This window comes from Thalassospira lucentensis, from assembly GCF_001613805.1.
Lineage (GTDB): Bacteria > Pseudomonadota > Alphaproteobacteria > Rhodospirillales > Thalassospiraceae > Thalassospira > Thalassospira lucentensis_A.
In genome coordinates this window covers 175,840-189,464 of the sequence record NZ_LPVY01000024.1, presented here as the reverse complement: position 1 = coordinate 189,464, position 13,625 = coordinate 175,840, and the positions used below count along the sequence as shown (strand labels likewise).

The following is a 13,625-nucleotide window of genomic DNA, read 5'->3' as shown; positions in this document are numbered from 1 at the left end:
GACGCAATTTAACAGTGACTTAATCGTACACAACGAAGTCACATTATCAAATTACTCGGCATCAAGACCATAAGCGGTATGAAGCGCACGAACTGCCAGTTCGGTATATTCTTCGGCAATCAGAACGCTAACCTTGATTTCCGAGGTCGAAATGACCTGGATGTTGATGCCTTTTTCCGCAAGCGTTTCAAACATCTTGCGTGCAACGCCAACGTGCGAACGCATGCCGACACCGATGATCGATACTTTGGTCACATCCGACGTGCTCAGCAATTCCTTGTAGCCGATCTTGGCCGAATTACCCTCAATTACCGACAAAGCACGTTTGAATTCGCCGCGCGGCACGGTAAAGGTCATGTCGGTGCTTTTACCGTCTTCCGAGACGTTCTGCACGATCATGTCGACATTGATATTGGCCTCGGCCAGCGGGCCGAAGATAGAAGCAGCGATTCCCGGTTTGTCTGCGACTTTCACCAAGGTGATCTTGGCTTCATCACGGCTATAGGCAATCCCGCTGACGACTTCCTGTTCCACGATTTCGTCCTCGTCTACAACAAGTGTTCCTTCTGCATCACTAAAGGTCGAACGGACCTGCACCCGGACGCGATGGTTCATCGCCATCTCGACTGAACGGGTCTGAAGGACCTTCGCACCAAGCGATGCCAGTTCAAGCATTTCTTCGTAGGTAATTTTTTCGATCTTGCGCGCCTTGGGCACGATACGCGGGTCGGTCGTATAGACACCGTCAACATCGGTATAGATATCGCAACGATCCGCCTTCAGGGCCGCGGCAAGAGCCACCGCCGAAGTATCGGAACCGCCACGGCCAAGCGTGGTAATGCGATTATCCGGGGCAATCCCCTGGAAGCCGGCAACACACACAACCTCGCCACCATTCATGCGCTTGTCGAGTTCGGTGGTATCGATTTCCTTGATACGCGCCTTGGCATGTGCCCCGTCGGTCTTGATCGGAATCTGCCAGCCAAGCCATGAACGTGCCGGCACATCCATGCTTTGCAGTGCCATCGCGATCAGGCCAACTGTAACCTGTTCGCCCGACGATACGATCACGTCATATTCGCGCGCATCATACATTGGCGAAATTTCATCAGCCCAGCCTACCAGTTCGTTGGTCTTGCCCGACATGGCCGAAACAACAACCGCGACCTGATTTCCGGCATCGACCTCGGCTTTGACCCGACGGGCGACGTTCTTGATCTTTTCGACATCGGCGACCGATGTGCCGCCGAATTTCATGACAATACGGGCCATGAAGTATCCCCGCTAAGCTTGCCATCCATCGGCGTTCCGAAAAGATGGCATGTGATCCGGCCCTCGATCCATTGGCGCAGGCCTGCAACGCGGCGCGCCCCCTGATCCGGGCGGCGTTATCAATACTGCCTTACTCTTTCGGAAACAAGCATCAACGCAGGGGAAAATTGCATCGATTCATTTTTTATTCGGGTTTGATGCTCCTGATGCGCCCCAAAGGACGCAAATGGCGAAACATCCTGCGAATCCTTACCTGAAAACCCTGATAACACATGCGATTGGCGCAAGGCACATTCCGATTTCACTCATGCCCGCAAAACCGTCATCCACGCCAGCGATCCGGCAAACTATTGCCTTGCCGGACGTGCCCGCGTAAACAAGGCAAAGCAAAATCAATGTCACGCCTTCGGAGCCGTCCATGTCGCACGCATCCGCCAATAACAGCCGCACCGCCAATGCCGAGGAAATTGCACGCTTTTCTGCAATGGCTGAAAAATGGTGGGATCCGAACGGTGCGATGAAGCCGCTGCACAAGTTCAATCCGATCCGCTTGCAGCTTCTGCGTGACAATATCGCCGCCCATCTCGGGCGGGACGCCAATCAGCTTGACGTTCTCAAAGATATCGAAATCATCGATATCGGTTGCGGGGCCGGTCTTCTGTCCGAACCGCTGGCGCGCATGGGTGCCAAAATGACGTCAATCGACGCGGCCGAAAACAATATCGAAGTCGCCAAAGTTCATGCCGCCCAATCGGGCCTTGCCATTGATTATCGCAACTGCACCCCGGAAATGCTGGTCGATGAAGGCAAGCAGTTCGATATCGTGCTGAATATGGAAGTCATTGAGCATGTCGACGATCCGCAATTCTTCATGCAGGCCTGTGCGGCGTTACTCAAACCTGGCGGATTGATGTTTGTCGCCACCCTGAACCGCACGATCAAATCGCTGGCACTGGCGAAATTCGGCGCTGAGTATGTCCTGCGCTGGTTGCCTGCTGGTACCCATGACTGGCGCAAATTTGTCAAACCGTCCGAAATGTCGGGCTTCCTGCGTGGCGCCGGTCTTGATCTCGTAGATATTACCGGTGTTGCCTATAACCCGATCAACGACAAATGGTCAGTTGCCCCGCGCGACCTTGATATCAACTACATGGTGATCGCGCAAAAACCTTTTAGCGCGTAATTGTATATTGCCTTCAAGACGGTGGCTGATGCACTACAACGCGATTTCGCCCTGCGGCCTTTGCGGCATACATCGCCTTGTCAGCATCACGCAATAGCCGGTCGAGGCTAACCGGCTCCTCCAGAGTATGATGAACAACACCGATACTGATTGTGGTATAAATACTACCAGTTTCGCTTTCACCAACGGCCGTTTGCTCGATTGCAATGCGAATGCGTTGCGCAAGCCCAAGCGCATCGGCCGGCGCAACGCCCGGCAGGATCAATCCGAACTCTTCGCCGCCAAGACGTGCAATCAAATCATCACCGCGCAGATTGCCACGAATAATTTTCGCCACTTCCACCAGCACCCGGTCTCCTGCCGCATGACCATGGGTATCGTTGATTTGTTTGAAGTGATCGACATCAAGCCCCATGATGGTCAGGCGTCCCTTTTCCCCCGACAGACGCGATATCAATTCACTGCCACATTTCATGAAAGCCCCACGCGACAGTAACCCGGTCAGGAAATCATGGTTTGCGGCGTGATCCAGACGATCAACCAGCGCGCTGCGTGCGGTGTCAATACTGGCAACAGTCAGCGGGCCCAACGACAGCAACGCAATCCCCAGCCGGGTCGACATGATTGCATAATATGGATCGCTATCGACCGGCAAACTCGACAGAAAATCAAGCTCCAGAACCACCATCAACCAATGCGATACCAGCAATATGAAAAGTGTCGTGATCTGCAACCGATAAACCAGTGCACACCATAACAAAGCAGGCACCGGAAACACGATTGATCCCGGCCCGCCGATAACCTTTACCAGAACCAGACTGACCAGGACGGAAATGGCCGGTGCACAGGTTTTCAGGGTCTCGACATTCATGACAAAATGCCGAAAAGAGCCCGTGATCATCGCGGAAAAATCCGACCAGCGCGCCACCGTCAGGGCAAATGGCAGGATAACGACGTAATTCGCAAATTCGGTGCTGAACCAGAAAAGGAACGCGGTTACCGGGTCCTGATTGAAAACCAGTACCGCGATAAGTATCCCGGCCATCGCCGCAGCCAATGCCGCCCCTGCCCCAGTCAGGCAAAGATACTGAACTGATTGCGGACGGCGAAGATTGCGATCCTCGACTGACAGCCTGCGCAACAGAATAACCCCGACCGCAACACCGGCGAGATTGGCCCCGGTTAGCCAGATCGCGGTGTAGATATCGTTTCCGGTCAGAAGGTCGGCGGCCATATAAGCGATGAACGCAGCGCACCAGCCCAAAGGCGTGTTCATCGCTCGCCCACGGACAAAGGCCGCGGTCAGAAGAGCATTGGCAGGCCACAAAACAGCAAGCATCCCGTCCGGGCGGGTTAGAATCCCGAATAACGAAGCGGCAAAAACAATCCCCGCAACGCAAACCGCGCCAACGCAACACGGAATAAAATCCGTCGATACCCGAAAAACCGCTGCCATCCCCTAAACCCCAAGAAAGACCAAAAGCCACACCCGATACTTATCCAATGATATAACATCCGATATAACCCTGATGTTCCATGTTTAGCTTCACTTTTCTGTCAAAATCATTTCATCAAACATTTTCGGATGCGCAAAACACCTCCTTTTGAATAGGTTCTTGAGAGGTGGTAATATTGCCCCGCATTTCAACCAAGCCATGCATCAAATTTTGCATACGCACAAAAACTGTCTGCTGATGGTTGCAACGCATCTGCATCGCACACAGCTTCGAAAAATCAGGTCGTCAGGGGAATTTGACCAGAACGGTCAGTTCTTCTTGCTCTCATCAAGCCACGGCAACGCGTGAACATCGATACCTTCATCGATCAGTTCAGCGGTTTCCTTTAACGACGCCTCGCCATAAATGCCGCGTTTTTCGGTTTCGCCATAATGAATCTTGCGAGCTTCCTCGGCAAACTTGGTGCCAACATGCTCGCAATTTGCCTCGACCTGCTTCCGGATTTCGGCCATTGCGACGCGGGTTGCTTCGGCCATGGCGACCTGGCGGGTCTTTTCAGCAGCTTCTTCTTTCTGGCGTGACGTCCGAAGACGGGGTGCCATCAATGCCTTGCCGACATTTCCGGTCCCGCAAACAGGGCATGACAATTCACCGCTGGCAGCCTGGGTGTCATATGTGGCACCGTCTTTGAACCAGCCTTCAAATTCGTGATCATGTTCGCATTTAAGCTGAAAGAGGATCATGGTGTTGTTTTGTTCAAGCCAACCGTAACAATTGCAAGGTGTTTTAATATCAAGGATATAGCGACACCTTGCCCGAAACGCCAGTTTCGGGCGGCTCTTTCAATAACCAAGATTTATGAAAATGTCATCATTAATGCCATCTGACTGGATTACCCGTTATTGCCCTCCGAGCGGCGGAACCGCACTTGATCTTGCTTGTGGCAAGGGTCGTCACAGTTTCTGGATGGCCGATCACGGATGGCAGGTGACAGCCCTTGATCGCGACCTGACGGATACGCAGACCGGTCACAATATTGGGATTGACTGGATCGAAGCCGATCTTGAATCCGGTCATTGGCCGCTTGGCGACCGGCAGTTTGATCTGGTGGTGGTTGTCAATTACCTTCATCGTCCGCTGTTTGAATACCTTCGCAAGGCGATCACACCCGGCGGCACCCTGCTTTATGAAACCTTCATGATCGGGAACGAAGCATTTGGCCGCCCACAATCGCCGGAATTCCTTCTGCGTCCAAATGAACTGCCAAACGCTTTTTCAGGTTGGGAAATCAACGCATTCGAACAGGGGCCGCAATACAAATCCGGCGCAACGGTTCCCTTTGCCGTGAAGCAATTCCTGTCGGCCCGCAAACCATCGCCAAAACGGACCGAAACAATTCTGTAACACACTGGAATACCGATAAAAAATAAACACAAGTGTCACAATTCAAACGGTTTGTTTCTGGCATCTTCCTCGGCGCTAGTTTTAGCATTTGGCAGAGAGAGAAAACCATGAACGAACAATTTGAAATCGTCGAGGATCGCGATGACATTCCGTCGAACCCGACAAACAATCCGCGTGTCGCAGACCTGATCAATGCTCGCCTTTCCCGTCGCGGCTTTTTCAAGGGCCTGATGGCAACTTCGGCCGTCGCTGGCGCTGGTATCGCAACCTCGGGCATGGCCCGCGCGCAGGACGCCTCGACCCTGACCTTCAAATCGATCCCGCAGAAGATCGCAAAAACCCATGCCGTTGCCGAAGGATACGATGCCGACATCCTGATCCGTTACGGTGACAAGGTCGTCGCTGATGCCCCGGCATTCGTTCCGGGTGCCGTCGATGCCACCGCGCAGAACAAGCAGTTCGGCTATAACTGCGACTATATCGGCTATATGCCGCTTCCGGTCGGATCAGACAATTCCGAACACGGCCTTCTGTGTGTCAGCCATGAATACACCAATGCCGAACTGATGTGGCCGGGCCTTAAGGACGCCATGGGCGCATCGCAGGAACAGGCCCTGCATGAAATTGCCGCCCACGGCCATTCTATCGTCGAAGTCAAAAAGACAGACGGCAAATGGCAGGTCATTGACGGTTCAGATTATGCACGCCGTATTTCTGCCCTTGATACCGAAATGGTCATCACCGGCCCGGCAGCAGGCCATGACCGCCTGAAAACCAGCACCGACCAGACCGGCACACGCGTCATCGGCACGTTGAACAACTGTGCAGGTGGCAAAACCCCTTGGGGCACCATCCTGATCGCTGAAGAAAACTTCAACGGCTATTTCGGTGGTGACATCGCCAAAACCAGCGAAGAACGCAACTACAAGCGCCTCGGTATCGAGCCGGACAGCTGGTATTCTTGGGTCAAATATTTCGACCGCTTCAACGTTGAAAAAGAACCGAACGAGCCGAACAAATTTGGCTGGATGGTCGAAATTGATCCCTATGATCCGACCTCGACCCCGAAAAAGCGCACGGCCCTTGGCCGCTTCAAGCACGAAGGTGCCACCGTTTTCCTGAATAAGGATAACTCTGTGGTTGCCTATTCCGGCGACGATCAGCGCTTCGATTACCTTTATAAATTCGTCGCGTCGAAAAAATACAATCCGAACGACCGTGCGGCGAACATGGACATCCTTGAAGACGGCACGCTTTATGTCGCCAAATTCAACGAGGATGGCACGGTTAACTGGATGCCTTTGGTCCACGGTGATGGCCCGCTGACCGCCGAAAATGATTTCAACAGTCAGGCCGATATCCTGATTGAAACCCGTCGCGCAGCCGACCTTCTGGGCGCAACCCAAATGGACCGCCCCGAAGACGTCGAACCAAACCCGGTTAACGGCAAGGTTTACGTCATGCTGACCAACAACTCGAAGCGCAAAGAGCCGAACATCGTCAATCCGCGCGCCTCGAACATCCATGGTCACGTTCTTGAACTCACCCCTCCGGGCGGCATGGGCAAGGATGCGGACCACACCGCCGATACCTTCAAATGGGACATTTTCCTGCTTGGTGGTAACCCGGCGAATGCCGATGACCGTGCGGTTTACCATCCAGGGGCTGAAAGCTGGGTATCCTGCCCGGATAACCTTGCGATTGACCATAAAGGCCGCCTGTGGATTTCCACCGATGGCGCGCCAAGCTCGGATATTCCAGATGGCATGCATGCCGCAGATGTAGAAGGTGCCGGTCGCGCACTGACCAAATTCTTCTTCGCCTGCCCGGAAGGTGCCGAAATGTGCGGTCCGGAATTCACCCCGGATGGCACGACCCTGTTTGTCGCGGTTCAGCACCCTGCAGACGGTTCAACCTATGACGAACCAAGCACCCGCTGGCCGGACTTCCAGGACGGCGTTCCGCCGCGTCCGTCGGTGGTTGCCATCACCAAACAGGGTGGCGGCGAAATCGCAAGCTGATCCTGGTCATACCCGATCATCGTCAAACCGGCCCCGCTTGGGGCCGGTTTTCATTTTCCGGTCACGTTACCTTACCTGAACAGCTTATCTGATCGGTGCAGTGCCTGCGTACGTGCCGTTATTGTCCTCAATTGCCTTCCAGCTTTTGTCCGAAGCGCCTTTGGCCTCAAGCGAGGTCCAGTTGCCTTCGGACTTGTTGATATTGCCGCTGATATCGCTGTTCCAGAAACCAACCACCGTCGGTGTGATATTCAGATAAAGCGCCCCGTCAACAATCCGCCACAGGTTCGGATTGGCCGGGACCTTGCCGCCCTGTGCGACGCCATAGGCGCAATGCCCGTCATATTTCGGCGCGTATTTTTCCGGATTGGCGGTGAACATGTCGCGATGCTCTTCGGATGCAAACGCCCATGTCGCCCCGTTATATTCGGCGGTGATATCGGATCGTCCCGGCACGGCCCGGGGCTGCGCACCACCCGGCTCCGCCTGCGTCAGATCGAAATAGGCCACCGGATCATACCCGCTGATCGCAAAGCCTGTTTCATCAACATATTGCTCCCCGGCGAAAGCCGCACCCGAAGCTGCCATGATCAGGGACGTCGCCATTAACATACGCTTCATCATCACCCAAACACTCCATTTGCTGTTTTGATAAGCCGATATTGAAAGAGCATGTGCGAAAGGCAAAATGACGTTGCGACACTGTTTCGTGAAACTGCGTGACCACGGGGCTCAGCATCCCAATCGGTTGCGAATTTTCTCCTTGACCTAAACTTAAGTTAAGGAATTACACAGGAGATAGTTGAGGAAAAGCAAAAAGGGAAATGCCATGAGCACCGCGTTTCTGGAACATGTGAATTTCACCGTCGCTGATCCGGCCAAAACGGCCACACAATTATGTGACTGGTTTGGCTGGCATGTGCGCTGGAACGGGCCGTCAAAGGATAACGGCATCACCTATCACGTCGGCAGTGATACAAGCTACGTCGCCGTCTATTCCGGCGGAGCGCCGGTAAGTTCGGATGAAAATTCGTATCGTACTCTGGGCGGGATGAACCATGTCGCCATTGTGGTTGACGACCTTGACGCGACTGAAAAGAAAATCCTCGCCAGTGGTCTGAAAACCCACAGTCATGCCGATTATGAACCCGGCCGCCGGTTTTACTTCCATGACGAAAACGGCATCGAGTTCGAGGTGGTCAGCTATAGCTGACCACCTGCGAAATGCTGCTTAAATCAGCAAGGCTTGTATGCCCGGTCATTATGAAGCGACGGCACCATTCGCCGAATATCTTCCACCCGATCCAGATCGATCTCGGCGGTGATAAAGCCGGGATCGGTCCCTGCATCAGCAAGGATCTCTCCCCACGGATCGATAATCAGCGAATGGCCGAAGGTCTGCCGGTTGCCCGGGTGATCGCCGCACTGTGCGGCCGCAATCACATAACAACCATTTTCAATCGCGCGTGACCGCAACAGATTATGCCAGTGCGCCTGCCCGGTCGTACGTGTAAACGCCGCCGGGATCGACAGGATTTTCGCCCCGGCCTTGGCATAATCACGGAAAAGCTGAGGGAACCGCACGTCATAGCAAATCGCGATGCCGATATCCCCGATATCTGTTTTGGCAAGCCGCGCCTGATCACCCGGGCGGAATGTTTTGCTTTCGCGGTAACTTTCCCCACCCGCCAGATCAACATCGAACATATGGATCTTGTCATAAGACGTGATCACCGCCCCGTCCGGGCCAATCACAAAACAACGATTGGCCACCCGGTCTTCGCCCGGTACCTTCACATGCAAAGATCCAACAATCAGGGTCGATTTCAATTCTTCCGCCAGATCGCGGAAAAATGTCAGGGCTGGGTGATCCGCCTCGTCAAAGGCCGCCGTCCTGACCTTTTCCCCGCCAAACGACATCATCGAAACATTTTCCGGAAACGCAATCAGCGTCGCCCCCGCCGCATGGGCATCGCGTGCATAGGTCGCCGCCCGCGCAAGGTTGTCGCTCATATTGTCACGCGCATTTACCTGAACACAGGCAGTAACAAAACGGGCCATGACATCGTCTCCATATCGTTGTTCTGCGATGATCATGGAACGCCATCACACCGCCGACAATACACAATTGGGCTACCGCCCGGCCAAAACAGTGTTTTAAGGTACACGCGCAACCACAGAGTCATTTTTTACCGATTTGATCTTCCAATGGTTAAAAATAGTGTATACAGTATTCCGAATGTAGAAGAAGGATCGAAGATGGAACCTCTTTCCGGTCGTAAAAGTCTGACTGACGAAGTGCATGATCGCTTGGTCGATGCCTTGTGTTCCGGTGCTCTCCCTCCCGGAATGCCTTTGCGTCAGGAAGCCTTGGCCGAGGAGCTCAATGTCTCGCGGCAACCAGTGTTGCAAGCTCTGGGGTTGCTGCGTCGTGATGGGCTGGTCGTACCGATGGGGCGGCGTGGATATCGCGTTGCCCCGGTCGATGCCAAACTGGTCGAGCACGTTTATGACTTGCGCGAAGCGTTTGACGGGCTTGCCGCCCGGCTGGCGTCAAAATCCCCGGAAGACGAACGGAAATCGGCACTGCGGGCTGCCATCAAACAGGGACACCACGCTCTGGGCAGCAATTCCACCGCAGACCTTGTTGCAGCCGACGTCGCGTTTCATCAAACGATCTATCGCCTGTCGGGCAACCCCCTGTTGCCCGAGGCATCAGCCGCAATCTGGTTGCAGGTCCGGCGTGTCATGCATGCCGATCTGCAAACCGGAACCGGTCCCGATCCCGTATGGACCGAACATCAAGCCATCGCCGACGCAATCTGCGTTGGCGATGGTGCGGCAGCCCAGCAGTTGGCAATCGCACATACGCGCAATGCCGCAAACCGCCTGATCACACATATGAAGGATACCGCAAAGACCACATTATAAACCGCCCGGCATAAAGATCCGGCCGGGCATAGGTCGCATAACAAAAAACAAAAATATGCGACGCGGAGGTAAACGTCATGAAACTCAACGAAACGGCTCTTGCCGAATTTCGCGAACAGGGCTTTGTCTTTCTGCCGGAACTTTTTTCACGTGAAGAAGCCGCCCTTCTTCTGTCCGAAGCCCGCCAGATTTATGCATCCGACCGTGAAGAAGTCTGGCGCGAAACATCCGGTGTTGCCCGCACCGCCTTTGCCGCACACACCTATAACGAAGCCCATCGCCGCCTTGGTGCCCATCCCCGCCTGATCGAACCTGTTGAACAGTTCCTCGAAGAACAGGTTTACATGCACCAGTACAAAATCAACGCCAAGGCCGCCTTTGATGGCGCCGTCTGGCAATGGCATCAGGATTACGGCACCTGGCAGCGCGACGATGAAATGCCCGAACCGCGCGCGTTCAACATCGCCCTGTTCCTTGAAGACGTCACTCCGGCCAACGGCCCGCTCTTATTCATCCCCAAAAGCCATAAGGCAGGCGTGCTCAAGGCCGGCCACGACCTTGAAACCACATCCTATCCGCTTTGGACACTTGATCGCGAAACGGTTACAAAGCTTGCCGCCGAGGGCGGCTGCGAGGCCCCGATTGGTCCCGCCGGATCGGTTGTGATGTTCCATGGCAATCTCGTCCATGCCAGCCCGCCCAATATCAGCCCGTTTGACCGCACCATTGTTTATCTTAGCCTGTGCGCGGTTTCGAACCATATCCGGGCGTTTAATCGTAAACCGTGGATCGCGCATCGCGACTTTACCCCGATCACGCCGCTTGCCGATGATTGCCTTGACGAACTGGTCGCCAAACAGCCTGCTGCCAAAAGTTCCGCGGCCTGATCGCCCGGCGACGGAGTATTTCAAATGAACCTTGATGCAAAACTGCGAAAACGTGCCGCGGACGGCAATCCCGTTCGCGTCGGCATTATCGGTGCCGGCAAATTCGGCTCGATGTTTTTAAGCCAGGCCGGACACCATCCGGGCTATCACGTTCTGGGGGTGGCCGATCTTAGCGCCACGCGCGCCAAAGAAGCCCTTGATCGTGTCGGCTGGCCGAAGGAACGCTATCAGGCCACCGATCCGGACAATGCGCTTAAAAACGGTACGACCTGGATCACCGAGGATGCCGACGCCCTGATCGAAGCCAACGGCCTCGAAGTCATCATTGATGCTACCGGCAGCCCGGCAGCCGGTATCCGCTATGGCCTGAAGGCCATCGAACATGGCCGCCACCTTGTCATGGTCAATGTCGAGGCCGACGTTCTTGCAGGGCCCCTTTTGGCGCGCAAGGCCGAGCAGGCAGGCCTCGTCTATTCCATGGCCTATGGCGATCAGCCCGCCCTGATTTCGGAAATGGTCGATTGGGCACGTGCGGTCGGCCTTGATGTCATCTGCGCGGGTAAGGGCACCAAATATCTGCCCGCCTATCACCATGTCACGCCCGATGATGTCTGGACCCATTATGGCCTGACACCTGAACAGGCAAAGGCGGGTGGCATGAACCCCCAGATTTTCAACAGCTTCCTTGATGGCACCAAATCCGCTATCGAAATGGCCGCGGTTGCCAATGCCTGTGATCTGGTGCCACAGGATATCGGCCTTCGTTTCCCTGCCTGCGGTGTCGATGATCTACCCCGATTGCTCTCGCCACGGGAAACCGGTGGTTTGCTTGATCGCAAGGGTACGGTCGAAGTGGTTTCAAGCCTTGAACGTGATACACGCCCGGTCTTTCGTGATCTGCGCTGGGGTGTTTATGTCACGTTTGAAGCCCCCAGTGACTATGTCAAACGCTGCTTCTCGGAATATGGTCTTCTGACCGACCCGACCGGGCAGTATTCCGCGATGTATAAACCCTATCACCTGATCGGTTTGGAACTGGGCATTTCGGTCGCCGCTGCCGCCCTGCGACACGAGGCGACGGGCGCACCGCGCGCATGGTCAGGCGACGCGGTTGCCTTTGCCAAACGCGACCTTCGCGTCGGTGAAAAGCTCGACGGGGAAGGCGGTTACACGGTCTATGGAAAACTGATGCCAGCCCGCATGTCAAAGGCCAACAATGCCCTTCCCATCGGCCTTGCCCACCACCTGACACTCAAACACAAAATTGCCACCGATCAGGTCGTTACATGGGACGACGTCGATTTCGACCTCACTGATCCCGCCATCCGCTTCCGCAAGGAAATGGAAGATACCTTTGGCTAATCTGCAATGCCTGTTTTCGGCAACGGGTGCACCATTATGTTTAAAGTGGCGGCACTCGCATCCGGAACTTGCGAACATGCTCGATCAATGCGCGAAGCTTTGGCGTAACCGACCTGCGCCCGGGAAAGTAAAGATAAAACCCCGCAAAGGGCGCCAGCCAATCATCAAGAACAGTTACAAGCTCGCCACGCCGGATATAGGGCGCAAAGGTTTCCTCGATCCCGAATGTGATACCGCCATCCGCAAGGGCAGTGCGGATCATCAAGAGCATGTCGTTTGTCGTAACCTGCGGCTCGACCGCCACATCGAACTCCTGCCCGTCACGTTCGAATTCCCATCGATACGGCGCGGTTTCAGGTGACGGGCGCCAACCGATACAGCGATGCCCTGCCAAGTCGCGCGGATGCTGCGGAATTCCGTGCCGCTCAAAATAGCGTGGCGTTGCCACTGCGACCTGCCGCTGCTCGCCCGTAAGCGGTACCGCGACCATATCCTGCTCAATCACCTCGCCAAGGCGCACGCCCGCATCGAACCCTGCGGCAACAATATCGAACTCCTCGTCGGTGACTGTCACATCAAGTGTAATTCCCGGATAAGCAATGGCAAATTCGGCAACAAGAGGCCCTGACAGAAACCGCTCGGCAATAGATGTGACCGCAACCCGCAAAAGCCCGTGCGGCATTCCCGATGCGCTCCGTGCGGTTTCCAGCGCCGCTCCAATTTCCAGAAGCGGTGAATGGACCGTTTCCAGAAACCGTTCACCTTCTTCGGTAAGTCGCACGCTGCGCGTCGTTCGCTGAAACAGCGGTTGCCCGATGGTTTCTTCAAGCCGCCGGATCCCCTGACTGACAGCAGAACGTGTTACGCCCAGCCTGTCGGCTGCCGCACGAAAATTTCCGGTATCCGCGACCGCGGCAAACATCGTCAGAAGATTAAGGTCCATACTGATTGGTAAATCATACTAACCAGTATGTCGAGTGATTGGCGGGTTATTCTGAACAAAGATAGTGAGTACCGTTAGCGAGCAAAGGACGTGGCGGCACTTGATCGCACACCACCCGCAGCACCAATCGAAAAAAGCAGGAGCTCACTATGAACCCCCGCATAC

At 54.9% G+C, this 13,625-nt stretch carries 13 protein-coding genes; 7 read left to right on the top strand and 6 right to left on the bottom strand.

Going from position 1 to position 13,625, the window contains the following annotated elements:
- Positions 1-51: 51 nt before the first annotated feature.
- Entirely contained in the window at positions 52-1,272 is a 1,221-nt protein-coding gene (locus AUP42_RS20200) for an aspartate kinase (RefSeq protein WP_062953384.1), read from the bottom strand.
- 418 nt (positions 1,273-1,690) lie between these two features.
- Here AUP42_RS20200 and ubiG point away from each other — a divergent pair, with 418 nt between their 5' ends.
- Positions 1,691-2,455, top strand: coding sequence for a bifunctional 2-polyprenyl-6-hydroxyphenol methylase/3-demethylubiquinol 3-O-methyltransferase UbiG (gene ubiG / locus AUP42_RS20195; RefSeq protein ID WP_062953383.1), 765 nt, complete (start codon positions 1,691-1,693; stop codon positions 2,453-2,455).
- Between the two features lie 13 nt (positions 2,456-2,468).
- On the opposite strand, the gene AUP42_RS20190 is transcribed toward ubiG, so the two are convergent.
- Positions 2,469-3,911, bottom strand: coding sequence for a GGDEF domain-containing protein (locus tag AUP42_RS20190; protein WP_062953382.1), 1,443 nt, complete (start codon positions 3,909-3,911; stop codon positions 2,469-2,471).
- A 309-nt stretch (positions 3,912-4,220) separates the two neighbouring features.
- Entirely contained in the window at positions 4,221-4,655 is a 435-nt protein-coding gene (locus tag AUP42_RS20185; RefSeq protein ID WP_062953381.1) for a DUF1178 family protein, read from the bottom strand.
- A 121-nt stretch (positions 4,656-4,776) separates the two neighbouring features.
- Between AUP42_RS20185 and AUP42_RS20180 the strand changes: the two genes are divergently transcribed.
- The gene (locus AUP42_RS20180) at positions 4,777-5,316 is read left to right on the top strand and encodes a class I SAM-dependent methyltransferase (RefSeq protein WP_231858369.1); all 540 of its coding nucleotides are present in this window, start codon (positions 4,777-4,779) and stop codon (positions 5,314-5,316) included.
- A gap of 107 nt (positions 5,317-5,423) precedes the next feature.
- Positions 5,424-7,337: a PhoX family protein gene (locus tag AUP42_RS20175; RefSeq protein ID WP_062953380.1), complete on the top strand. Its 1,914-nt coding sequence runs from the start codon at positions 5,424-5,426 to the stop codon at positions 7,335-7,337.
- A gap of 84 nt (positions 7,338-7,421) precedes the next feature.
- Here the strand turns inward: AUP42_RS20175 and AUP42_RS20170 are convergent, their stop codons facing one another.
- Positions 7,422-7,961, bottom strand: a complete 540-nt coding sequence (locus tag AUP42_RS20170) for a YHS domain-containing (seleno)protein (RefSeq protein WP_197468322.1) — start codon at positions 7,959-7,961, stop codon at positions 7,422-7,424.
- Positions 7,962-8,166: 205 nt separating this feature from the next.
- On the opposite strand from AUP42_RS20170, the gene AUP42_RS20165 reads away from it, so the two are divergent.
- Complete coding sequence (locus AUP42_RS20165; protein WP_062953379.1) at positions 8,167-8,550, top strand: VOC family protein; 384 nt, start codon at positions 8,167-8,169, stop codon at positions 8,548-8,550.
- A 23-nt stretch (positions 8,551-8,573) separates the two neighbouring features.
- Here AUP42_RS20165 and AUP42_RS20160 read toward each other — a convergent pair whose 3' ends face one another.
- On the bottom strand, positions 8,574-9,398 hold the full coding sequence (locus tag AUP42_RS20160) for a carbon-nitrogen hydrolase family protein (RefSeq protein WP_062953378.1): 825 nt from the start codon (positions 9,396-9,398) through the stop codon (positions 8,574-8,576).
- A 198-nt stretch (positions 9,399-9,596) separates the two neighbouring features.
- Between AUP42_RS20160 and AUP42_RS20155 the strand changes: the two genes are divergently transcribed.
- From AUP42_RS20155 to AUP42_RS20145, 3 genes are all read left to right on the top strand, one after another.
- A complete protein-coding gene (locus AUP42_RS20155; RefSeq protein ID WP_062953377.1) occupies positions 9,597-10,268 on the top strand; it encodes a GntR family transcriptional regulator in 672 nt (223 codons plus the stop codon).
- A gap of 77 nt (positions 10,269-10,345) precedes the next feature.
- Positions 10,346-11,155 (top strand): phytanoyl-CoA dioxygenase family protein, encoded by an 810-nt coding sequence (locus AUP42_RS20150; protein WP_062953376.1) that lies wholly within the window; start codon positions 10,346-10,348, stop codon positions 11,153-11,155.
- Positions 11,156-11,179: 24 nt separating this feature from the next.
- Positions 11,180-12,517, top strand: a complete 1,338-nt coding sequence (locus AUP42_RS20145; protein WP_062953375.1) for an NAD(P)H-dependent oxidoreductase — start codon at positions 11,180-11,182, stop codon at positions 12,515-12,517.
- A 40-nt stretch (positions 12,518-12,557) separates the two neighbouring features.
- Here AUP42_RS20145 and AUP42_RS20140 read toward each other — a convergent pair whose 3' ends face one another.
- A complete protein-coding gene (locus AUP42_RS20140; RefSeq protein WP_231858368.1) occupies positions 12,558-13,460 on the bottom strand; it encodes a LysR family transcriptional regulator in 903 nt (300 codons plus the stop codon).
- Positions 13,461-13,625: the final 165 nt, after the last annotated feature.